Below are 17,205 nucleotides of genomic sequence, written 5' to 3'. Positions count from 1 at the left end.
GAATAGCCGTGGCTGTGATGGGAAAAGATCAGCTCGTGCAGACGGGCCAGGCGCGCGGCCTCACCGTGCACATCGCCGATGACATAGGTGACCGTATCGCCCTGATCCATGCGACGCCTCGAGTCTGATCCTGTCTGCGCCACCGGCATACTGGCTGCCGGCGGCGAGGGGAGTTTTCTATTTGCTACGCAGCCGGGACCGGAAGTCGGACTTGGCTTCATCGAGACGCGATCTGAGTTCGCTTCGAACATCGTCGCGTTTGCCGGCAAGAACGCTGGCCATGTCCGCCTTTGCGTTGGCCTGGATCTTCTGCTGCGTGCCCATCAGGCTTGCCCCTGAGAGGCTCAACCCCTGGGCCTGCTCGATTGCACCAATCGTCCAGAAATGGGTCGGATCGGAGAATGTCGACATCGTGTCGAAGGGGATCCGGAAATATCCCTTCTCGGCATATTGCTCACCCCAGCTATTTCGGACGAGCCATGTTTTGCTTGGCATGTCGTATCCGACGATGAGCATGGCATGGCCCATCTGTGGCCGTTCGAAAGCCTCGGTATGAACGGACATGGTACCGGTCTGGTGCGCCTCCTGGTAGAGAGAGCTCGGAAAAACGGCTCCGAAGACGATCGGCAGGCCCGAAGCAAGTGCCTGAAAAACAGCCGGTCCGAGCGGGGTTCGCGCATATTGAACGGCTTCGTGCAACATCGCGTTCTGATAGGCCGCCTGTGTTGGCTGGGTGTTCACCATGGCTGGCTGAAATGGCCAGATACGCTCTTCGCAGGCGCCATAGGCCAGCACGGCCGCCATCACATGATGGATGAAGCTACCGACGTCCTTGTTCTCCATGTCGGATAGCCGCCGCGCATTGTAATAGACGAACAGGCGAGAGAGATCGATTTGCGGCTGTTTCGCCCGGCGCTGGTGATATTCGAGCGCGCCGACAATGGCATTGGCCGTACAGGAGTTCGTCTTTTGCTGGTGTTCAACCGGGGAACAGAATTCCCTGAGGTCGATCCGGTCCGGCAGACTTCCTTGCGACCCCATGAGCATTGGTGCTTCTACGGGGGTCGTTTCCAGGAGGCACCCATTCAGGGGCTGGTCGTTCCAGTAATCTGTCATGGGATTGGATCCTTCACTTTGAATAGGGTTCGGCGTCTGGGAATAGCCACACTTGCGGCAATTGGAGGTCAGTGGATCGAGCGGCCAGCCGCAGATGTAGCAATTGTCCCCACCGAGTTCGTCCGTCATGGGCATGGCGCACCCGGCGAATGATTGGCGTGGAATCTGCCCGTCAGATTGATGGAGCCGTTCGGGTTGTAGGTGACGTAATCAATGTGGCAGCCGCCATCCCAGCGAAGCTGTGTCCTCAGTGTCATGCCAATGGCTGGTGCGCTGAGCTGGCCCGTCACTGGCGAGGTCGACAGCCGTCCACTGAGATTGAGCCTTGAGCCGTCAGGGCCATTGCCGGATCCCGACAGGGCCCCCGAGGAGGCCACCTGAATGTTCAGGCGCGATCCCCATTCATCCATCCATGGCCCGGACAGACTGGCGTAAGGGTTTGGAGGCGGTGGCGGCGGTGGCGGTGGCGGTGGAGGGGGCGGTGACGGTGACGGTGACGGATCGTCGACAACGTCATCGTCAATCTCGGTGTAATCGGCTTCATACCCCATGCAATCCTGGTAGTCGCGCCCGCTAAGACGTTCGCAGGGGTCAAAACCGGGCTCCGGCTCCTCAGTATCCAGAATGCCGGACGCCCCGGCCACAACGAGGCCGATCACCGCCACACCGCTCCAGATCGCCCATTTCGGCAGGTCGGTCTTCAGCCAGTTTTCAGGTGGTTTGATCGGCTTGCGACCCTCCTGCGCCATGGCCTTGCGGTATTGCTCAACACTTTGCGGGCGGCTTGAGGGGCGAAGCGACAGGCCCGATTCAATCAGCGCGTCTATCGATGGCGGCACATCGGAACGCCCACCCGAGGGGGCCTGCCAATGGCCTTGCGGCAGCACTTCGACAAGCAGCTCGTAGAAGATGACAGAGACCGAAAACAGGTCCGCTGCCGGGGTTACCATGTCAGGGTTGGTGCGCTGTTCCGGCGCCATATAGCCCGGCGTGCCGAGCCCAGTGCCGGTGTCGGCCTGGGTCGTGGCTTTGGTCGCGCGCGCGATGCCGAAGTCGAGAATACGCAGACTGGCCTTTTCAGCGCTCGGTTCACTGAGCAGGATGATGTTTTCAGGCTTGAGATCCCGGTGGACGACACCGGCCTCGTGCGCCGCTTCCAGGCCTCTCAGGATTTCCTGAACGATACGGGCGGCGACACTATAGGAAATGTCCTGCTGCTTCTGCATAGTGGCGCGCTGCCACTGGCGAAGCGACGTGCCCTCAACATATTCCATCGTCACATAGGGCTGGCCGTCGACCGCGCCGACATCGTAAACCGCGACGATATTCGGATGGCGCAGCTTGCGCGTGATCAGCCCCTCATCGATCAGGCGTTGCAGCGCCTTCTCACCGGAAATACGGTTCGGATGAATAAGCTTCAGCGCCACCGTTTCGCCCGACGCGCTGTCCTTGGCGCGATAGACAACACCCATCCCGCCCTGACCGAGAATGCCCTCGATCGTATAGCGTTCAGCGAAGATGCTGCCGGGAGTCAGGACCGATACCGGTGCATCTGAATGCGCAGATGTGTCTGTCTTCGGCATGACGGTTTCCAGCCCGCCAATCGTCTGGACGGGGCTGTAGGCGACGCCGGCCTTGTGTCCGCACTCAGGACAGAAGTCGGCGTCTTCGGGCAGGGCCGTATCGCAATTGGAGCATGTAGACATGTATCGTTCGCCCTTCAGCGGTTTTCAGTGTGCGGCACAGTTTGATCTCTCGGGTCAGGTTCGCAGGGCATTGCCGCAACCGACACAGTATCTTGCTTTCGCCGAATTGGTCCGGCCGCATTTCGCGCATTCAACGGTTTCGGGCTGAGGCGGCGGCGCGCTGCCCTGCGTACCGGAGGGAGCCGGATCGCCCCCCCCGGCTCCGCGTGCTACCCCCACAGCACCTTCCATACCCATGCTGAACATGGCTCGCGCCTGCTCTTCGCTTCGCACCTGGCCGTCTGTCGCGGCTTTGACCATTTCCCGCATCACCGCCATGGTTTCCTGATTGCCGGTGGCATCGGCTTTGGCGCGTTCAGCCAGGACATTCGCAACTTCCGAAGACAGGCCGGCATTGATCGCCATAATCTGTTCGGGCGACATGTTCGCGCCGGCGTTCAGCTGGGCGATCCGTGCGTCGGTATCGGCCTGGCGCTCTGATATGAGCCGGGCCGTGCGCGCATCCTCTTCCTGGGTCCGGCGCGCTGAATCCTGATCCAGCCCCGAATGCTCGATGTCCTGAAGCGTGCGGATATTGGTCGCCGTGTCCTGCTGGACCCGCTGGGTCACATCCTGCTTGGCGAACGCCTCGAACTTGCTGATCTCGGCTTCCCGCCGGCGAAACTCGATGGTCTGGAGATGGTCCAGTTCCTCGATCTGGCGCTCGATGACCCGCAGCTGGCCCTTGGCGCTTGTCAGGTCCATGACCTGCGAGGCTTCATCGAGCTCAACTTCGAACTTCGCAACGCGCTCTTTGCGGAATACCTCGATTTCGTGCTCGATCGCGGCAAGTTCCTGGCGCCGGGCCGCGCCCTCGCGGGCGTCGAGAATCTCGATCTCCGAGTTCAGCGCCATTTTCGCCAGCGCATCTTCGGTCTCGTTTGCGAGCACTGCCATGTCGAGGTCGGAGCGAAGCTGGAACTCCTTGGAGTCGGATGTGCGCTGGACATTGCGCTTGTAGATCGAGAGCTGGTGGTCGAGCTGTGATTGCTCGCGCTCCAGCTGCGCCTTCTTCATCGCTTCCATTTCAGCCTGGTTCAGCGCCCATTCCATGGACACCGAATTGACCATCAGCCCGATATTGCCGGCAATGCGCTCGATCTCGCGCATGATGTCGCCCTGGATGAAATCCTGAAGGCCCTTGTCGCCGCGAATATCATCGGCGTTCACACGGCCGATCACGGCTTCGAAGACACGGTCGGTCAGATGCGGACGGAACCGTTCCAGGACCTCGGCCCGTGTCAGGTATCCGCCGGGATTCATCAGCCCCATGACGTTGGACGGCTTGTCAGGATTGACCTGCAGCTCGAGCGTACAGACGCCTGCAACCTCGACATTGTCCTTCGAGAGCGCCTTGACCGGCAGCTGGACCGAAAAGGGTTTGAGATCGGCCAGAAGGATCGAGATATTAGATGCGCCGCCGACAATGGACTTCAGTCCGGTCATCAGGCCGCCGACCGAGAAATGCGCGCCCTTGTAGGCCTTGATGACTTCTCCGTTGCGGATCAGCAGGGCCATGTGGTCAGGCGGCGCGGCAAGTCTTTGCTCGAAGAATGTCTTGAGGTCGGACTGCCGGATATACTCGGCAAGCAGGGCCGGATCGGAGAGGCTGAGTGAATGAGATGCCATAGTTAGCTCCACGGAAAGTTGAGTATTGCCGGACTAGGCCAGCGCCTTTTTTGCGGAATGCTTCTGGATGAAGCTCCACACGGCGTAGATCGAGACGAGCAGCGTTACGGTGAATGAAATGGGGTTGTTCTGGATGACGGCAGCAATCCGTTCGACGGTGCTGTATTCCTTCATCAGCGCGCCCATGCGGCCGACCTGCCAGATCGATCCGACGATCATGGTCAGCAGGGAGAAGATGGACATCAGGAAACTGAGGCCCCGGAAGACCCGTCCTGCGATCGAGACCGGCTTGCCGGCGACGGCCTCTCTGGCGGCCTTTGCCTCGGCCTCCTCTCTCGCTGTCAGCGCTTCGCCAAACCGGTCACCGCGCTCCAGGGCTTCGCGGCGGGCGCCATGATCGACGGAGAGAAAGTCGGGCTGGTCGCGCTTGTCCTTTCGGGCTGCATGAACCGGCGTCAGGTTTGATGCATTCCGGCGCAGCAGGATGAAGATGGTGATCGCAAGCCACACGACCGTCACCACAGCGGTGACACGAAGCACTGTCTCAATCAGCGGCCAGGCTTCAGGCGGGATGCGGCTGACATAGTCGTTCAGCATCGGTTCGATATCGTTTTCCATGGCGACCCTCAAAAATTGCCGTCTATGGCCAAAGGCGCAGCCAGCCGGGAAAGCGGGTCAATTTTCCTGAATCGTTTTTTGGAAGCGTGAGGGTAGACAGACAATCGGCCGGCGAGCGAACAAGCTCTGCTGACATCTCCAACGGCACCGGGCGGCGCGCGCTACGTCACTTTTTCGACTTCCTTCGGCGCCTCGGCCTTGCGGGGCTCTGCTCTTTTCTTTGGCTTGGGCAGGAGGCGGAAGCGGGTCTGGCACCAGGCGAAGCCGACACCGACATCGAGCAGGGCGTCCGATCGCCCGCACGGACACATGAAGGGCATGATGTAATAGACGGTGTAAGTCTCGCCGGCGACAAGCGGCACGGGCTCGCCAGTGACATGGTTCGGCGCCGCATTCACGCACAGCACCAGATCGCCTGACCCGACATCATAGCTCATGGCGCAAGCTTACCATAAAGGCAGCGGCCGGCCTATATGGTCAGGCCGCGTTGCGCGATGCGAACAGGCGCTGAAGGCGCGGGCGGAGCGGCAGAAAGGCCTTGTAGCCAAGGTTCAGGAGCCACCGCAGGGGCGCGCGGCGAAAGGCGAGCCCAAGCCATCTGAAGGATGGAAGCTGCGCCCAAAGCGCGGCAAAGGCCTCGCCGCCCTTGATCAGGCGGCCATCGGTGTCGCGGACATGGAAGCGGGCCATGGCGTCGCTGCAGCTCAGCCCCTCAGGCAGGCGCTCACCGCGCGAAACATCGACCCAGCGAATGGCGTCAGCGCCGGTCCTGCTTTTGTAAAAGCCGATCTCCTTACGACAGAGCGGACAACTGCCATCAAAATAGACTTCGAACTGCTCCTGCATGCACACGACTCTTTCAGATTGCTCTGTCTGACCGTGACATAGGCCGCACGGCGGCGCGGCACACCGCGCCTGTCAAAGTGACGCGCGTGTGGAGCGCGCTTCGCCGCGCGCGCCATTCAGCTGCAGGAGGCGGAAATTGAGGGCGGCGGCAATGCTCACCCAGATGAGATAAGGCACCAGCAGGAGCGCAGCGAGAGCGCTGACCGGGTAGAACACCGCGATCATGGCGGCGATCAGCAGCCAGAGAAGCACGACGTCGATCATCGCCCAGTCAAGCCGGTTGCGGCCAAAGAACAGGCCGGACCAAGCCGCATTGACGACAAGGTGCACGACAAAGAGCGCGAGGAGGGGCAGGGCGTCTATGCCTTCGCGCTGCCAGATCAGCCATCCCGACACGGCGATCGCGCAAAACAGGATCGTCCAGACAACGGGAAACGCCCAGTTCGGCGGCGTCCAGGACGGCTTGGCGAGCTGTTCATACCAGCTGCCCGGCCGGAAGACTGCGCCGCTGGAGGCGGCGGCAAAGCTCAGGAGAAAGAAGACGGCCAGGGCTGCGAAGGATGAAAGGTCCAAGGGGCAAGATCTCCGGGAGCGAAAAGAGCGTTTACGGCTGAGCGCGATGATATGAGGGATCAATTGCCCGCGCCGGCGAATGTTCCTTTATTGCGTCCCCTACGGATACGCTTCCATGGGGATGGCGGGCAGCGTTTCGCCGGTGCCGAACTCGAAATCTTCAAGCTCGAAAACATGCTTCTCGGCCGGTGCGGCCCAGTCTTCGGCATGCGCGCGCCCGGAGAGGCCGAGGGCGACGAAAACGATGAGGGCAAGCAGCAGGCGCATGGCGGTCCTTCCTGGATAGCCGACAGGATGACCCTAGCGGTGTTGGCCGCGATGGCAATGCGAGGCGCCCCAGGGAAGACCAGACCCGCGAGCCGGAAGGGATCCCGCAGGTCTGGTCTGGCCGGCCCCTCTAGAACCGGCCTGTTACCGTGAGCTTGGCATTGAGCGGTGCGCCGACGGTGACCTGGTGGGTGCTATGCGCGTTCGGGAAATAGAGCTCATCGGCAAGGTTCTCGACATTGAGCTGGACGCGCAGCCTGTCCGACACGTCGTAATAGGCCGCCGCATCAATCCGCGCATAGCTTGGCAGCACGGCAGTGTTGCTGTTGTTCACGAAACTCTCATCCTGCCAGGTCACGCCAAGGCCGAGGCCGAACTGATTGGTGACCTGCCAGGTGTTCCACAGCGAGGCCATATTTTCCGGCAGCTCGCGCGGACGAAGGCCGGTTGGGCCGGTGGCGCCGACCTGTTCGCCGTCGAGCCAGGAGTACCCGGCGGAGATGAACCAGTCATCGGTCACCTGGCCGCGCAGCTGGGTCTCGAAGCCTGTAATCTCCGACTCGATGACATTGAGCGTGGAGGGATCATCGTCTGCCGGCTGCGGCGAGCTCTGCTCGATTTCGAAGATAGCGGACGTGAAGCTCAACGCTGGCGTGAGGTCCCATTTGAGACCCGCTTCGAGATTGGTGAAGGTGTCCGGGTCGAGGGCATCATTGGCGCCATTGATATTGGCGAACTGCTCGCCGCTGCGCGGCAGGAAGGTTTCCGAATAGCTCGCGTAAAGCGAGATGTTTTCCTGCGGCTTGTAGACGATGCCGAGGCGGGGGGAAATCTCCTCGTCCTTACGGCTGCGCGTCTCGTCTGCGACCGCGTTGTAGACCTCGATATCGAAACTGTCGAAGCGCGCGCCGAGGATGATGTCGAGCTGGTCGGAAATCTCGATCTCGTCCTGGATATAGGCGGAGACGACATCGATGCCGACGCGGGTGTCGTCATTGAGGTCTGTGTTGAACGTGTTCGCGGTCGGCAGGCCGTCAGCGTTGACGCCCACCCCGCCGCGCAGGTTGAGCGGGCGCATGACGGTGAAGACCTCATTGTCGTCCAGCGTCGTGCTCCAGAAGGAATTGTAGCGGTTCTGGTCTGAGGAGGTGTCGATATATTCGCCGCCGACGATCACCGTGTGACCGATCGGGCCCGTCTCGAACTCGCCAATGAGATTGCCCGACAGGATCAGATTCTGGCGCTGGGTCTTGTCGAGATAACCGTCGAGGGTGACCTCGCGCGGCGTGGCCACCTCATTATAGGCCGAGGCGTAGAAGTTCTGGTACAGCTTGTCATAGTCGCCATAGAAGGCGCTGAAATTGCCTTTGATGTGGTCGGAGAACTCATGCTGCAGATTGGCGCGCAGGAGGTGGGCTTCGAGCTCTGTCTTGTTGAGGTCCGGGTCGCCGAAGACGATATTCTCGAACGCCTCGACGGGCTGGCCATCGGCGCCGGTCGGAATGCCGCGGTCGATAAAGCGCTCATGGTCTGCATATTCATAGGACAGGTTGAGCACGGTGCGGGGGCTGAGCTCTAATTTGGCGGTCGGGTTGAGGCCGATCCGCTCGCCGTCGAAGAAGTCGCGGTGGTTTTCGAGGCTCTCATACATGGCGTTGAGGCGGAAGGCGGCGGTGTCGCTGGCTGACGTGTTGCCGTCGAGCTGGACGCCATAGCCGCCAAATGTATTGGCGCTCGCCTGATAGCCGAGGAAGGTCTCGCCGATGACGCCCTTTTTGGTGACGCGGTTGAGGATGCCGCCCGTACCGCCGCGCCCGAACATCAGCGCATTTGGCCCGCGCAGGATCTCGACCTGTTCGAGATTGTAAAGCGGGCGGTAATACTGCACGTCATCGCGCATGCCATCGATGAAGAAATCCGCCGTCGAGCGCACGCCGCGAAACACGATGGAATCGCGGTGGCCCTCGCCCTGCGAGGTGTTCACGCCCGGCGTATAGTCGATGATATCGCCAATGGAATCGAAGCCTTGCTCGACGATCTGGTCCGCCGTCACGATGGAAAGGCTTTGCGGCACATCGATGATCGGGGTCGGCGTGCGCAGCGCATTGACTTGGTCGGTGTAGAGATACTGGCCGGTAACGACGATGGTTTCCTGGCGGGCGTCCGGTTCAGCAAGGGCCGGTTGGGCGGCGAGGAGGGCAAGAGGCGCAGCGGCCAGATAGCGGAGCATGAATGACTAATCCAGATTGAGAATGACTTTCATTTGCCTCCGTATTTGAGCTGAGAATGATTTTCAAGAGCGAATGCAGCAACCGTCTGCTAAACCGACTGCGCCTCGAAGGCGTCGCGTTGGACGAGGTTCTTGAGGGCGTCGCCGTTCACGAAGTTTGCCAGGTTTTCAAGGAAGAGTTCGTCGTTGCGGGCGCGGGATTCTGACGTCAGGGCTGATGTGTGGGCGGTGAGCGTCACACCGGGATGAGACCAGATCGGGCTGTCCTCAGGCAGCGGTTCTTCGCGGGTGACATCGAGCGTCGCATGGGCCGGCTTTCCCTTGTCCAGCGCAGACAGAAGCGCCGCTTCATCGACGAGCGCGCCCCGCCCGACATTCATGAACAGGCTGCCCTCCTTCATCGAGGCGAAGAATTCCGCGTCCGCCATGTTCTCGGTTTCCGGCGTGTGCGGCGCGCAGAGAAGGATGGCGTCGGCGAGAGCGATATCGTCTGCGCTGACATGATCGGGATGGAGCATATGGTCTGCAAAGGGCGAGACTTGGCTTGACCGGCGCACACCCGTGACGTGGGCGCCAAGACCTCGTAGGCGGCGGCCAACGGCTTCACCGATGTGGCCGAAGCCGTAGATCAGCCAGCGTGTGGCGGAGATTTCGCGGAAGTGGACCTTCTCCCACTCCTTCTTCGCCTGAAGCTCGCGGCGTTTGGCGCCGCTGCCAAACCAGTCAAACGCCGCCCAGAGCACCCATTCGGCGATCGCTTCGGACTGGACGTGGCTGGACGTGTACGCCTCTGCAAGCTCGCCGATCTTCTGCAGGAAGGGGTTTTCAAGACCGGCCGCAGAGGACTGGAACCAGGCCAGCTTCGGCGCGCCGTAGAGCTGCTTGCCAAAGGCGCGTGCGGCCGGGCTGAACCAGACATCGGCATTGCCATAGGCCACCATGCCATCGGTCGCAGCCTCGCCCCAAGGCCGCCCGATTTGTTCACTATCGGTTATGGTCAGCGGTGAAATATGTTCAGCAAAGGGCTTGAGACGCGCCTCAAGGCGGACGAAAGAGTTGTGATGCATCAGACAGTCAAACATCTGCGGGGCCTCGCTCTTGTATCTCTGGCAGCCTTCCTGCCAGCCACCGCCGCCCATGGCCAGTACCAGCGAGACTTCCAGCCGGACTATGACGTCTCCGATACGCGCACGCAGGACTATATCGCCGATGTGATCTCGCTCGCCTCGACGCTCGGCTCGGCGCACGCCATCCGGCTCTTATGCAATGGGCGCGATGACCAGTACTGGCGGCTTTACATGCAGGAGCTGCTCGGCGTCGAAGCGCCCTATCAGAGCCGGCTCAGATCCTCCATGGTCTCGGCCTTCAACGATGCCTATTCAGCCGAAAGCGCGCGGCGCAGAAGCTGTGACGAAGGCGCGGTGTCGGCGGAAAAGATCTATGCCAATACCGGCCAGCGCCTCGCCAATACGCTGGCAGCCGCAAACCTGCCCAGCGGCGTGCGCGATCGGGGCAGCACCGCTGAGCAGTAGGCGGAAACGCCGCGCTGTTAAGCAGCGACGGCCCGTCCTACCCGATTACGGGATATAATTGAGCCGCTAGTCCTCGCGCTTGATGCGGGCCTTGCCGCGGCCGAGGGCGAGGGCCTTTATGGTGCCGCGGAAGGTGCGCACTTCCTGGCTCGTCCACTGGCCGCGGATGAAGGCCGTGCGCAGATTGCGCATCATGAGCGGGGTCTTGTCCGGCGGGTGGAAATAGCCGGCGCGCTCGAGCTCATCTTCGAAATGTTCGAACATGCCGATCAGTTCTTCGCGGCTGGCCGGGTCGCCGACACCGGCATTCTTGCCCTCGAAACGCCCTTCCCGGCCCTGCGCGTCGCCCCAGGCTGCGGCAAAGACGATGACGGCTTGGGCGAGGTTCAGCGAGGCAAAACCCGGATTGACCGGATAGGTCATGATCGCGTCGCAAAGAGCGATGTGATTATTGGAAAGCCCTTGGGCTTCATTGCCGAAAACCACGCCGACCTGCGTCGTCTGCGCGGTGAGGAGTTCGATCGCGCCGCTGGCATTGGTGACCGGCTTTTCCATCTCGCGCGGGCGTGCGGTGGCCGCGACAAGGAAGCCGAGATCGGCGACGGCGTCTTCGACGCTGTCAAACGCCGTGACAGTTACCCCGGCCTCGAACGCGCCCGCTGCGAGTGGCTCGGCCGCCGGATTGGGCCAGCCATCGCGCGGGGCGGCGATGCGAAGCTCGGTCAGGCCGAAATTCAGCATGGCGCGCGCAGTCGATCCGATATTTTCGCCAAGCTGCGGCTCTGCAAGTATGATGACGGGTTGTCTGGGTCGGTTCATTCCGCCGCATAATCCGGCCAGTCGAGTTTGACCAGCGTGCCGTCTGCATCGAATTGCGGATTGAGGCCGGCGGTTTTAAGAAGCTCGGTCAGCGCCTCGCGCGGATCATCGAGGTCTTCTTCGACAATGTCGCGGATGCGGGTGCGTTCCGCCCGTGTCGCACCGAGAAGCTGCATGGTCGTGAAGTAGAGCGTGCGATTGATCTCGGTATCGTCCATGGAGACGGCGTTCAGGATCAGCCTGTCCCAGAACTGGTAGAGCGTCTTGCGCTTGAGATAGCCATCCGTCGCCAGGGCAATGAGGTCGCCGCAGGCATAATTTGCGGAGAATGCCTCGCGCTCGCCGACGGTTTCGAGCGGGCCGGCTTCCAGCGCCGCGACGCATTCCTCGAAGGCGCTGGCATAGACCGATGACAGGAATTTCTCGCCGCCATCCGGCAGGCCGGCCGCGATGAGATTATAAGCCATTGTATTAGCCGCGCCTTCATGGATCCAGGCATCCTCGCCGCTCGCGAATGTCACGTCCTTGTCGGTCTGGAACAGATGCACCGCCTCATGGGCGAAGAACCATTGCAGATAGAACAGCGTATTGGGATCGGGCTCTGCGAGCGCTTCGCCGCTCACTTCCATCATCAGGAGATTGTCGAGCGCGCCGCCTGTATTCGACATGCCCTTCCCCGTCAGGCCGCGGCTGGCGAGGAAGACCGTGGCCTGCTCGGACAGCTCAAAGCCCCAGAGCGCTTCAAGGCCCGCGAAAATGCCTTGAAGGTCGCCCGCAAACCTGTCGCCGAGCCAGGCCGGCAGCGAAGCGTCGAGAATGGCTGTGAAACTGTCGAACTGCTCGACTTCGCTATCGCCGAGATAGATATAGGTGCCGTCGCCGGCGATCTCGTGCTGGAGGTTGCCCTCGACAGGCTGGCCGTCGACGATGATCGGCGTGTCGGCGCTGATTGCGATGCGCATCGCCAATGGCTCAGTCGCGACCGAAGGCAGACCGTCCTCAATCTCCTCGACAGCCTCCAGGCTCTCGAACGGGACCAGCGCGAACTGGCCTTCATAGATGGCAAGGCCGCCATCGCCGAAGGGAATGAATGGCGTATAGTCGGCGACCAGCGTGCTCGTCACCGGAACGATGCTGAAGGAGACCTCTTTGGCCGGGTCGTCGAAGACGATGACGTCGAGATCATTGACCCGTCCGAAGCGGGCCTCTTCTGTCTCCAGCTGCCAGGTCGCCGAGCGGTAATTATTGTCCGAGCGCGCGAAAACGAGCGCGGTTTGCGGCTCTTCGAATGTGTAGGCGACGTGCCAGTTGCCATCTTCCTGCGGCGCGACGCTTACCAGTGCATCGGCCTTGCCGGACTGGGCCGCCGCGGCAGGTATGGCGAGCAGGCTCACAAGGCTGAAAAATAGGACCAGATACCGCATAGGAGAAACCCTCACTGCTTTCTTTTCCCCAAAGCCCCAACGCACCTTTTGACCATTCGATCCCTTCTGCTATAGCCGCCCGCAAGACAGTACAACTGAAAGGACTTTCACACGATGGCAAAGATCAAGGTCGAAAATCCCGTCGTCGAGCTCGATGGCGACGAGATGACCCGCATCATCTGGCAGATGATCAAGGACCGTCTCATCCACCCCTATCTCGATATCGATCTAAAATATTACGACCTTGGCATCGAAAGCCGGGACGCAACCGACGACCAGATTACCATCGACTCGGCCAATGCGATCAAGGAATACGGCGTCGGCGTCAAATGCGCGACCATCACGCCGGACGAAGCGCGCGTTGAAGAGTTTGGCCTGAAGAAGATGTGGCGCAGCCCGAACGGCACGATCCGCAACATCCTTGGCGGCGTTGTCTTCCGTGAGCCGATCGTGATCTCCAATGTACCGCGTCTGGTGCCGGGCTGGACCCAGCCAATCGTCATCGGCCGTCACGCCTTTGGTGACCAGTATCGCGCCACGGACTTCCTCGTCCCCGGAGCCGGCAAGCTGACGATGAAGTGGGAAGCATCCGACGGGTCGGACTCCAAGGAATTCGAAGTGTTCGATTTCCCTGAGGCTGGCATCGCGATGGGCATGTACAACCTTGATGACTCGATCCGCGACTTTGCGCGCGCCTCGTTCAACTTTGGCCTGACCCGCAAATGGCCGGTCTACCTGTCGACCAAGAACACCATCCTCAAAGCCTATGACGGCCGCTTCAAGGATCTGTTCCAGGAAGTCTTCGACGCAGAGTTCAAGGAAGCCTTTGCCGAGTTCGGCGGCACCTATGAGCACCGCCTGATCGACGACATGGTCGCAGCCGCGATGAAATGGTCCGGCGGCTATGTCTGGGCCTGTAAGAACTATGATGGTGACGTGCAGTCCGACACGGTGGCGCAGGGCTTTGGCTCGCTCGGCCTTATGACGTCTGTCCTGATGTCGCCTGATGGCAAGACGGTGGAAGCTGAAGCCGCCCACGGCACGGTGACGCGCCACTACCGCAACCACCAGAAGGGCGAAGCGACCTCGACCAACTCGATCGCGTCGATCTATGCCTGGACGCGCGGCCTCGCCCATCGCGGCCGCCTCGACAACACGCCGGAAGTCACGAAGTTCGCTGAAGACCTCGAACAGGTCGTCATCGAGACGGTCGAAAGCGGCCAGATGACGAAAGACCTCGCGCTCCTCATCGGCCCCGATCAGGACTGGCTGACGACGGAAGGCTTCCTCGAGGCTGTTGCGGTCAATCTTGAGAAGAAGATGGCCTAAGGTTCGTCTGCCTTCTGCGAAACACGAAGCCCCGGCCATTGGTCGGGGCTTTTCTTTTTTGCGGCAAGGCTCCCCCGCCCCTCATCAGAGGAGGGGGACGAACTGCAATCCATAGACAGACGCCCGCTGTGGTTCGACTTGGCTCACCATAGCGGACTACTTCTGACGTTTATGGAGGCCGCCATGGTGAGCGAAGTCGAACCACAAGGCCGTTCGCGCCGCAGCCGAACCCGAACGCAACTCTCCTCCTGCCATCCGGGAAGGACGGCAAGTCAGGGCCTGAAGATGATACGCGGCTGCTCTGCGTCTGCCTGGGACTGGCCCTCGGGCGCCCGAGCCGGAGATGTGACGATCTCGATGGCGGGCGTATCTGCGACCGGAGCCGTCGACGGGCCGTGGCACGTCTCGAGCAGACGGCGGGCCTGGTAGAGCGAGGCGGGCGAGGAAAAGCGCGCTTCCATGCCGTCGGCGACGAGATCGCAATTGCAGTCCCGACCTTCGGTTTCGACGCCGTCGACGACGTGGAAGATACGCTTGCAACCGTCGGTGGCTTGCGTCGAGACGCGGGTCTGCATCGACTGGCCGGCTTCGGTCTGCCAGCTCGTCGAGACGGACCGGCAGATCTCGTCTTCTGCGGCTGTGGCCGACAAGTTCGCAAACGCAAGGACAAGGCCAGAAAGAAGAATACGGATCATAGCCTAGACGCTAGCAGGTTTCAGGCCAGCCTCAGCGCTCTAGCCGAAAATCTCGTGCTCCTCATTGAACCAGAGCGGCGAGTTGGCGAGATCGATGAATTTGCGTTCGTCTTCGAGCAGCGCGGCGGCTGCCTCGCCATTGCCTTCCGTCTCGCCGGCCTCGAACAGCGCCTCCCAGCTCTCGAACCAGAGCTCGGCGATACCGTCATACATGTCGGGCGCCTCGCGGCTCGCCTGCATGGCGGCGTTGAAATCATGCGTCAGCGCGTGGGTCTGGACATAGCGGGCGATGCCGAGCGTCCTGGCGTGCTTGGCGACCAGTGGCGCGTGTTGCTCGCGCCAATAGGTCTGGAAGTCCTCGCGGCTGAGATGCGGCAGGCGCTTCAGGCAGAATGTGAGTTTGATCAATGTCGTCTCCCTTTTCGTTTTGAAGGGAGACTATGCGCTCGCAGCCTAATCGACCAGTTCGTAGCGATAGGATTCGATGACGGTGTTGGCGAGGAGCTTCTCGCACATCTCTTTGACGCGGGCCTCTTCGGCGCCAGCTTCGACACCGTCGAGATCAAGCTCGATGACCTTGCCGATGCGGGCGCCCTTGACCTCGTCATAGCCCATCCGGCCGAGCGTATCGGCCACCGCCTTGCCCTGCGGGTCGAGAACACCGGGTTTGAGGCCGACATGGACGATGGCTTTCATGGGCTTGGTCTCCGCAGTCTGTGAGTCGGCCTTCGTTTAGCGCATTCGCGGCGCTATTGGAACGCGGCGATGGCTGGGGCGGGGCTATTTTCCGCCGCTGGTGAAGTCGACAATATCGGCGCCCTGGGCGCTTTCCTTGATGATGCCAAGACGGCGGGCGACTTCGGCATAGGCTTCGGTCACCCCGCCAAGGTCGCGGCGGAAGCGGTCCTTGTCGAGCTTCTCATTGGTTTCCAGATCCCAGAGGCGGCAGCTGTCCGGGCTGATCTCGTCGGCGAGGATCGTGCGCACCATCTCGCCCTCATAATGGCGGCCGAACTCGATCTTGAAGTCGATCAGGCGAATGCCCGCGCCGGCGAACAGGCCGGACAGGAAGTCATTGATCCGCAAGGCGTAGGAGATCATCTCGTCGAGCTCCTGCGGATTGGCCCAGCCAAAAGCGGCAATATGTTCTTCCGACACCAGCGGATCGCCAAGCTCGTCCTTCTTCAGGCAGAACTCGACAATCGCACGCGGCAGTGTCTCGCCTTCGGGAATGCCGAGACGCTTCGACATGGTGCCGGCCGCGACATTGCGCACGATCACTTCCAGCGGAATGATCTCCACCTTCTTGATCAGCTGCTCGCGCATGTTGAGGCGTTTGAGGAAATGGTTCGGAATGCCGACAGCGGCGAGGCGCTGCATGATGAATTCGCTGATGCGGTTGTTCAGCACGCCCTTGCCGTCGAGCACGGCTTTCTTCTCGGCGTTGAAGGCGGTCGCGTCATCCTTGAAATACTGGATCAGCGTGCCGGGTTCAGGCCCCTCATAGAGGATCTTGGCCTTGCCTTCGTAAATCATCCGCCTGCGCGACATGGGTACGCCTCCCCTCGAGACTTCCGACAAGTATGGCACGCCGCGGCGCGCGCCTGATCTCATCGAAACAAGCCTGTTTGTTACTCTTTTCGAAGGGCTGAAACAAATGCTGATTCAGCAGATCGCGCCAGCGGCTTTGGCAGGCTGGGCGCAGACTGGTCTTGCGCCCGCGCCCCTGGCGGCTCTATATCCCGCGGGAGGACAGACATACCACTTATATGAGGAAGGCTCTCCGCATGAGCACATTCGACGATCGCGAACGCGCCGAAGAGGCAAAATACGCCCACGATTCAGCGCTCGACTTCAAGGTCATGAACCGGCGCAACAAGCTGCTCGGCCTGTGGGCCGCAGACCTGATGGGCCTGCACGGCGATGATGCCGACGCCTATGCCAAGGAAGTCGTGCGCGCCGACCTGGAAGAGCCGGGCGATGAGGATGTGTTCCGCAAGGTGCGCGGCGATTTTGACGCCAAGGGCGTCGACCGTAGCGATGCGCGCATTCGCGAACATATGGCAGAGCTGATCGCGGTCGCCCGCGAGCAGGTGATGAAAGAAAAGAAGGACTAGGCGGGGCCTGAACGCCGGCTCTTGAAGCCTGCCGCGTCACGCCTCATCTTTTCACCAGACCAGACACCGGAGACCGACATGAGCGACGACACCCAAACCGCCATCGACAAGGCCGTCAAAGGCAATGACGTGATGCTGTTCATGAAAGGCACACCAACCTTCCCGCAATGTGGCTTCTCCTCGGTTGTCGTGCAGGTGCTCGACTATCTCGGCGTCGACTATGTCGCGACCAACGTCCTGGAAGACCAGGCCGTGCGCGAAGGCA

At 61.2% G+C, this 17,205-nt stretch carries 20 protein-coding genes; 4 read left to right on the top strand and 16 right to left on the bottom strand.

From position 1 onward, the window contains the following. Positions 1-177 precede the first annotated feature (177 nt). From WA989_RS00580 to WA989_RS00535, 10 genes are all read right to left on the bottom strand, one after another. Positions 178-1,116, bottom strand: coding sequence for a C1 family peptidase (locus WA989_RS00580; protein WP_424338591.1), 939 nt, complete (start codon positions 1,114-1,116; stop codon positions 178-180). 125 nt (positions 1,117-1,241) lie between these two features. After that, positions 1,242-2,822 (bottom strand): serine/threonine-protein kinase, encoded by a 1,581-nt coding sequence (locus WA989_RS00575; RefSeq protein ID WP_424338590.1) that lies wholly within the window; start codon positions 2,820-2,822, stop codon positions 1,242-1,244. A 54-nt stretch (positions 2,823-2,876) separates the two neighbouring features. Continuing rightward, the gene (locus WA989_RS00570) at positions 2,877-4,490 is read right to left on the bottom strand and encodes a hypothetical protein (protein WP_424338589.1); all 1,614 of its coding nucleotides are present in this window, start codon (positions 4,488-4,490) and stop codon (positions 2,877-2,879) included. Positions 4,491-4,523: 33 nt separating this feature from the next. Then, entirely contained in the window at positions 4,524-5,108 is a 585-nt protein-coding gene (locus WA989_RS00565) for a hypothetical protein (RefSeq protein ID WP_424338588.1), read from the bottom strand. Positions 5,109-5,269: 161 nt separating this feature from the next. Continuing rightward, complete coding sequence (locus WA989_RS00560; protein WP_424338587.1) at positions 5,270-5,545, bottom strand: hypothetical protein; 276 nt, start codon at positions 5,543-5,545, stop codon at positions 5,270-5,272. A gap of 40 nt (positions 5,546-5,585) precedes the next feature. Further along, entirely contained in the window at positions 5,586-5,954 is a 369-nt protein-coding gene (locus WA989_RS00555) for a thiol-disulfide oxidoreductase DCC family protein (protein ID WP_424338586.1), read from the bottom strand. A gap of 72 nt (positions 5,955-6,026) precedes the next feature. Further along, positions 6,027-6,527, bottom strand: coding sequence for a TspO/MBR family protein (locus tag WA989_RS00550; protein ID WP_424338585.1), 501 nt, complete (start codon positions 6,525-6,527; stop codon positions 6,027-6,029). A 99-nt stretch (positions 6,528-6,626) separates the two neighbouring features. Then, complete coding sequence (locus WA989_RS00545; protein ID WP_424338584.1) at positions 6,627-6,794, bottom strand: hypothetical protein; 168 nt, start codon at positions 6,792-6,794, stop codon at positions 6,627-6,629. A 130-nt stretch (positions 6,795-6,924) separates the two neighbouring features. After that, positions 6,925-9,024, bottom strand: coding sequence for a TonB-dependent receptor (locus WA989_RS00540; RefSeq protein WP_424338583.1), 2,100 nt, complete (start codon positions 9,022-9,024; stop codon positions 6,925-6,927). 89 nt (positions 9,025-9,113) lie between these two features. Then, positions 9,114-10,091 carry an NAD(P)-dependent oxidoreductase gene (locus tag WA989_RS00535; protein WP_424338582.1) on the bottom strand — a complete coding sequence of 326 codons (978 nt, stop codon included), beginning with the start codon at positions 10,089-10,091 and terminating at the stop codon, positions 9,114-9,116. Here WA989_RS00535 and WA989_RS00530 point away from each other — a divergent pair. Then, on the top strand, positions 10,086-10,556 hold the full coding sequence (locus WA989_RS00530) for a TIGR02301 family protein (protein ID WP_424338581.1): 471 nt from the start codon (positions 10,086-10,088) through the stop codon (positions 10,554-10,556). The genes WA989_RS00535 and WA989_RS00530 overlap by 6 nt on opposite strands. A gap of 66 nt (positions 10,557-10,622) precedes the next feature. Here the strand turns inward: WA989_RS00530 and WA989_RS00525 are convergent, their stop codons facing one another. Continuing rightward, the gene (locus WA989_RS00525; protein ID WP_424338580.1) at positions 10,623-11,375 is read right to left on the bottom strand and encodes an RNA methyltransferase; all 753 of its coding nucleotides are present in this window, start codon (positions 11,373-11,375) and stop codon (positions 10,623-10,625) included. Continuing rightward, the gene (locus tag WA989_RS00520) at positions 11,372-12,799 is read right to left on the bottom strand and encodes a hypothetical protein (protein ID WP_424338579.1); all 1,428 of its coding nucleotides are present in this window, start codon (positions 12,797-12,799) and stop codon (positions 11,372-11,374) included. The genes WA989_RS00525 and WA989_RS00520 overlap by 4 nt, the downstream gene beginning before the upstream one ends. A gap of 114 nt (positions 12,800-12,913) precedes the next feature. Here WA989_RS00520 and WA989_RS00515 point away from each other — a divergent pair, with 114 nt between their 5' ends. Next, positions 12,914-14,128, top strand: coding sequence for an NADP-dependent isocitrate dehydrogenase (locus WA989_RS00515; protein WP_424338578.1), 1,215 nt, complete (start codon positions 12,914-12,916; stop codon positions 14,126-14,128). 272 nt (positions 14,129-14,400) lie between these two features. Here the strand turns inward: WA989_RS00515 and WA989_RS00510 are convergent, their stop codons facing one another. From WA989_RS00510 to purC, 4 genes are all read right to left on the bottom strand, one after another. Further along, on the bottom strand, positions 14,401-14,823 hold the full coding sequence (locus WA989_RS00510) for a hypothetical protein (RefSeq protein WP_424338577.1): 423 nt from the start codon (positions 14,821-14,823) through the stop codon (positions 14,401-14,403). 39 nt (positions 14,824-14,862) lie between these two features. Continuing rightward, complete coding sequence (locus WA989_RS00505; RefSeq protein ID WP_424338576.1) at positions 14,863-15,231, bottom strand: EthD domain-containing protein; 369 nt, start codon at positions 15,229-15,231, stop codon at positions 14,863-14,865. Between the two features lie 45 nt (positions 15,232-15,276). Next, the gene (gene purS / locus WA989_RS00500) at positions 15,277-15,519 is read right to left on the bottom strand and encodes a phosphoribosylformylglycinamidine synthase subunit PurS (protein ID WP_424338575.1); all 243 of its coding nucleotides are present in this window, start codon (positions 15,517-15,519) and stop codon (positions 15,277-15,279) included. Between the two features lie 84 nt (positions 15,520-15,603). Beyond that, positions 15,604-16,374: a phosphoribosylaminoimidazolesuccinocarboxamide synthase gene (gene purC / locus WA989_RS00495; protein ID WP_424338574.1), complete on the bottom strand. Its 771-nt coding sequence runs from the start codon at positions 16,372-16,374 to the stop codon at positions 15,604-15,606. Positions 16,375-16,610: 236 nt separating this feature from the next. Between purC and WA989_RS00490 the strand changes: the two genes are divergently transcribed. Together WA989_RS00490 and WA989_RS00485 are read left to right on the top strand one after the other, a co-directional pair. Further along, positions 16,611-16,940: a DUF1476 domain-containing protein gene (locus WA989_RS00490; protein ID WP_424338573.1), complete on the top strand. Its 330-nt coding sequence runs from the start codon at positions 16,611-16,613 to the stop codon at positions 16,938-16,940. A 78-nt stretch (positions 16,941-17,018) separates the two neighbouring features. Beyond that, positions 17,019-17,205 (top strand): glutaredoxin domain-containing protein (locus tag WA989_RS00485; protein WP_424338572.1); only part of this gene is annotated, 187 nt, incomplete at its 3' end.

It is taken from the genome of Henriciella sp. (assembly GCF_049649345.1).
Taxonomy (GTDB): Bacteria; Pseudomonadota; Alphaproteobacteria; order Caulobacterales; family Hyphomonadaceae; genus Henriciella.
Note: the sequence above shows the minus strand (reverse complement) of the source record. Positions and strands in the feature narration are given on the sequence as shown.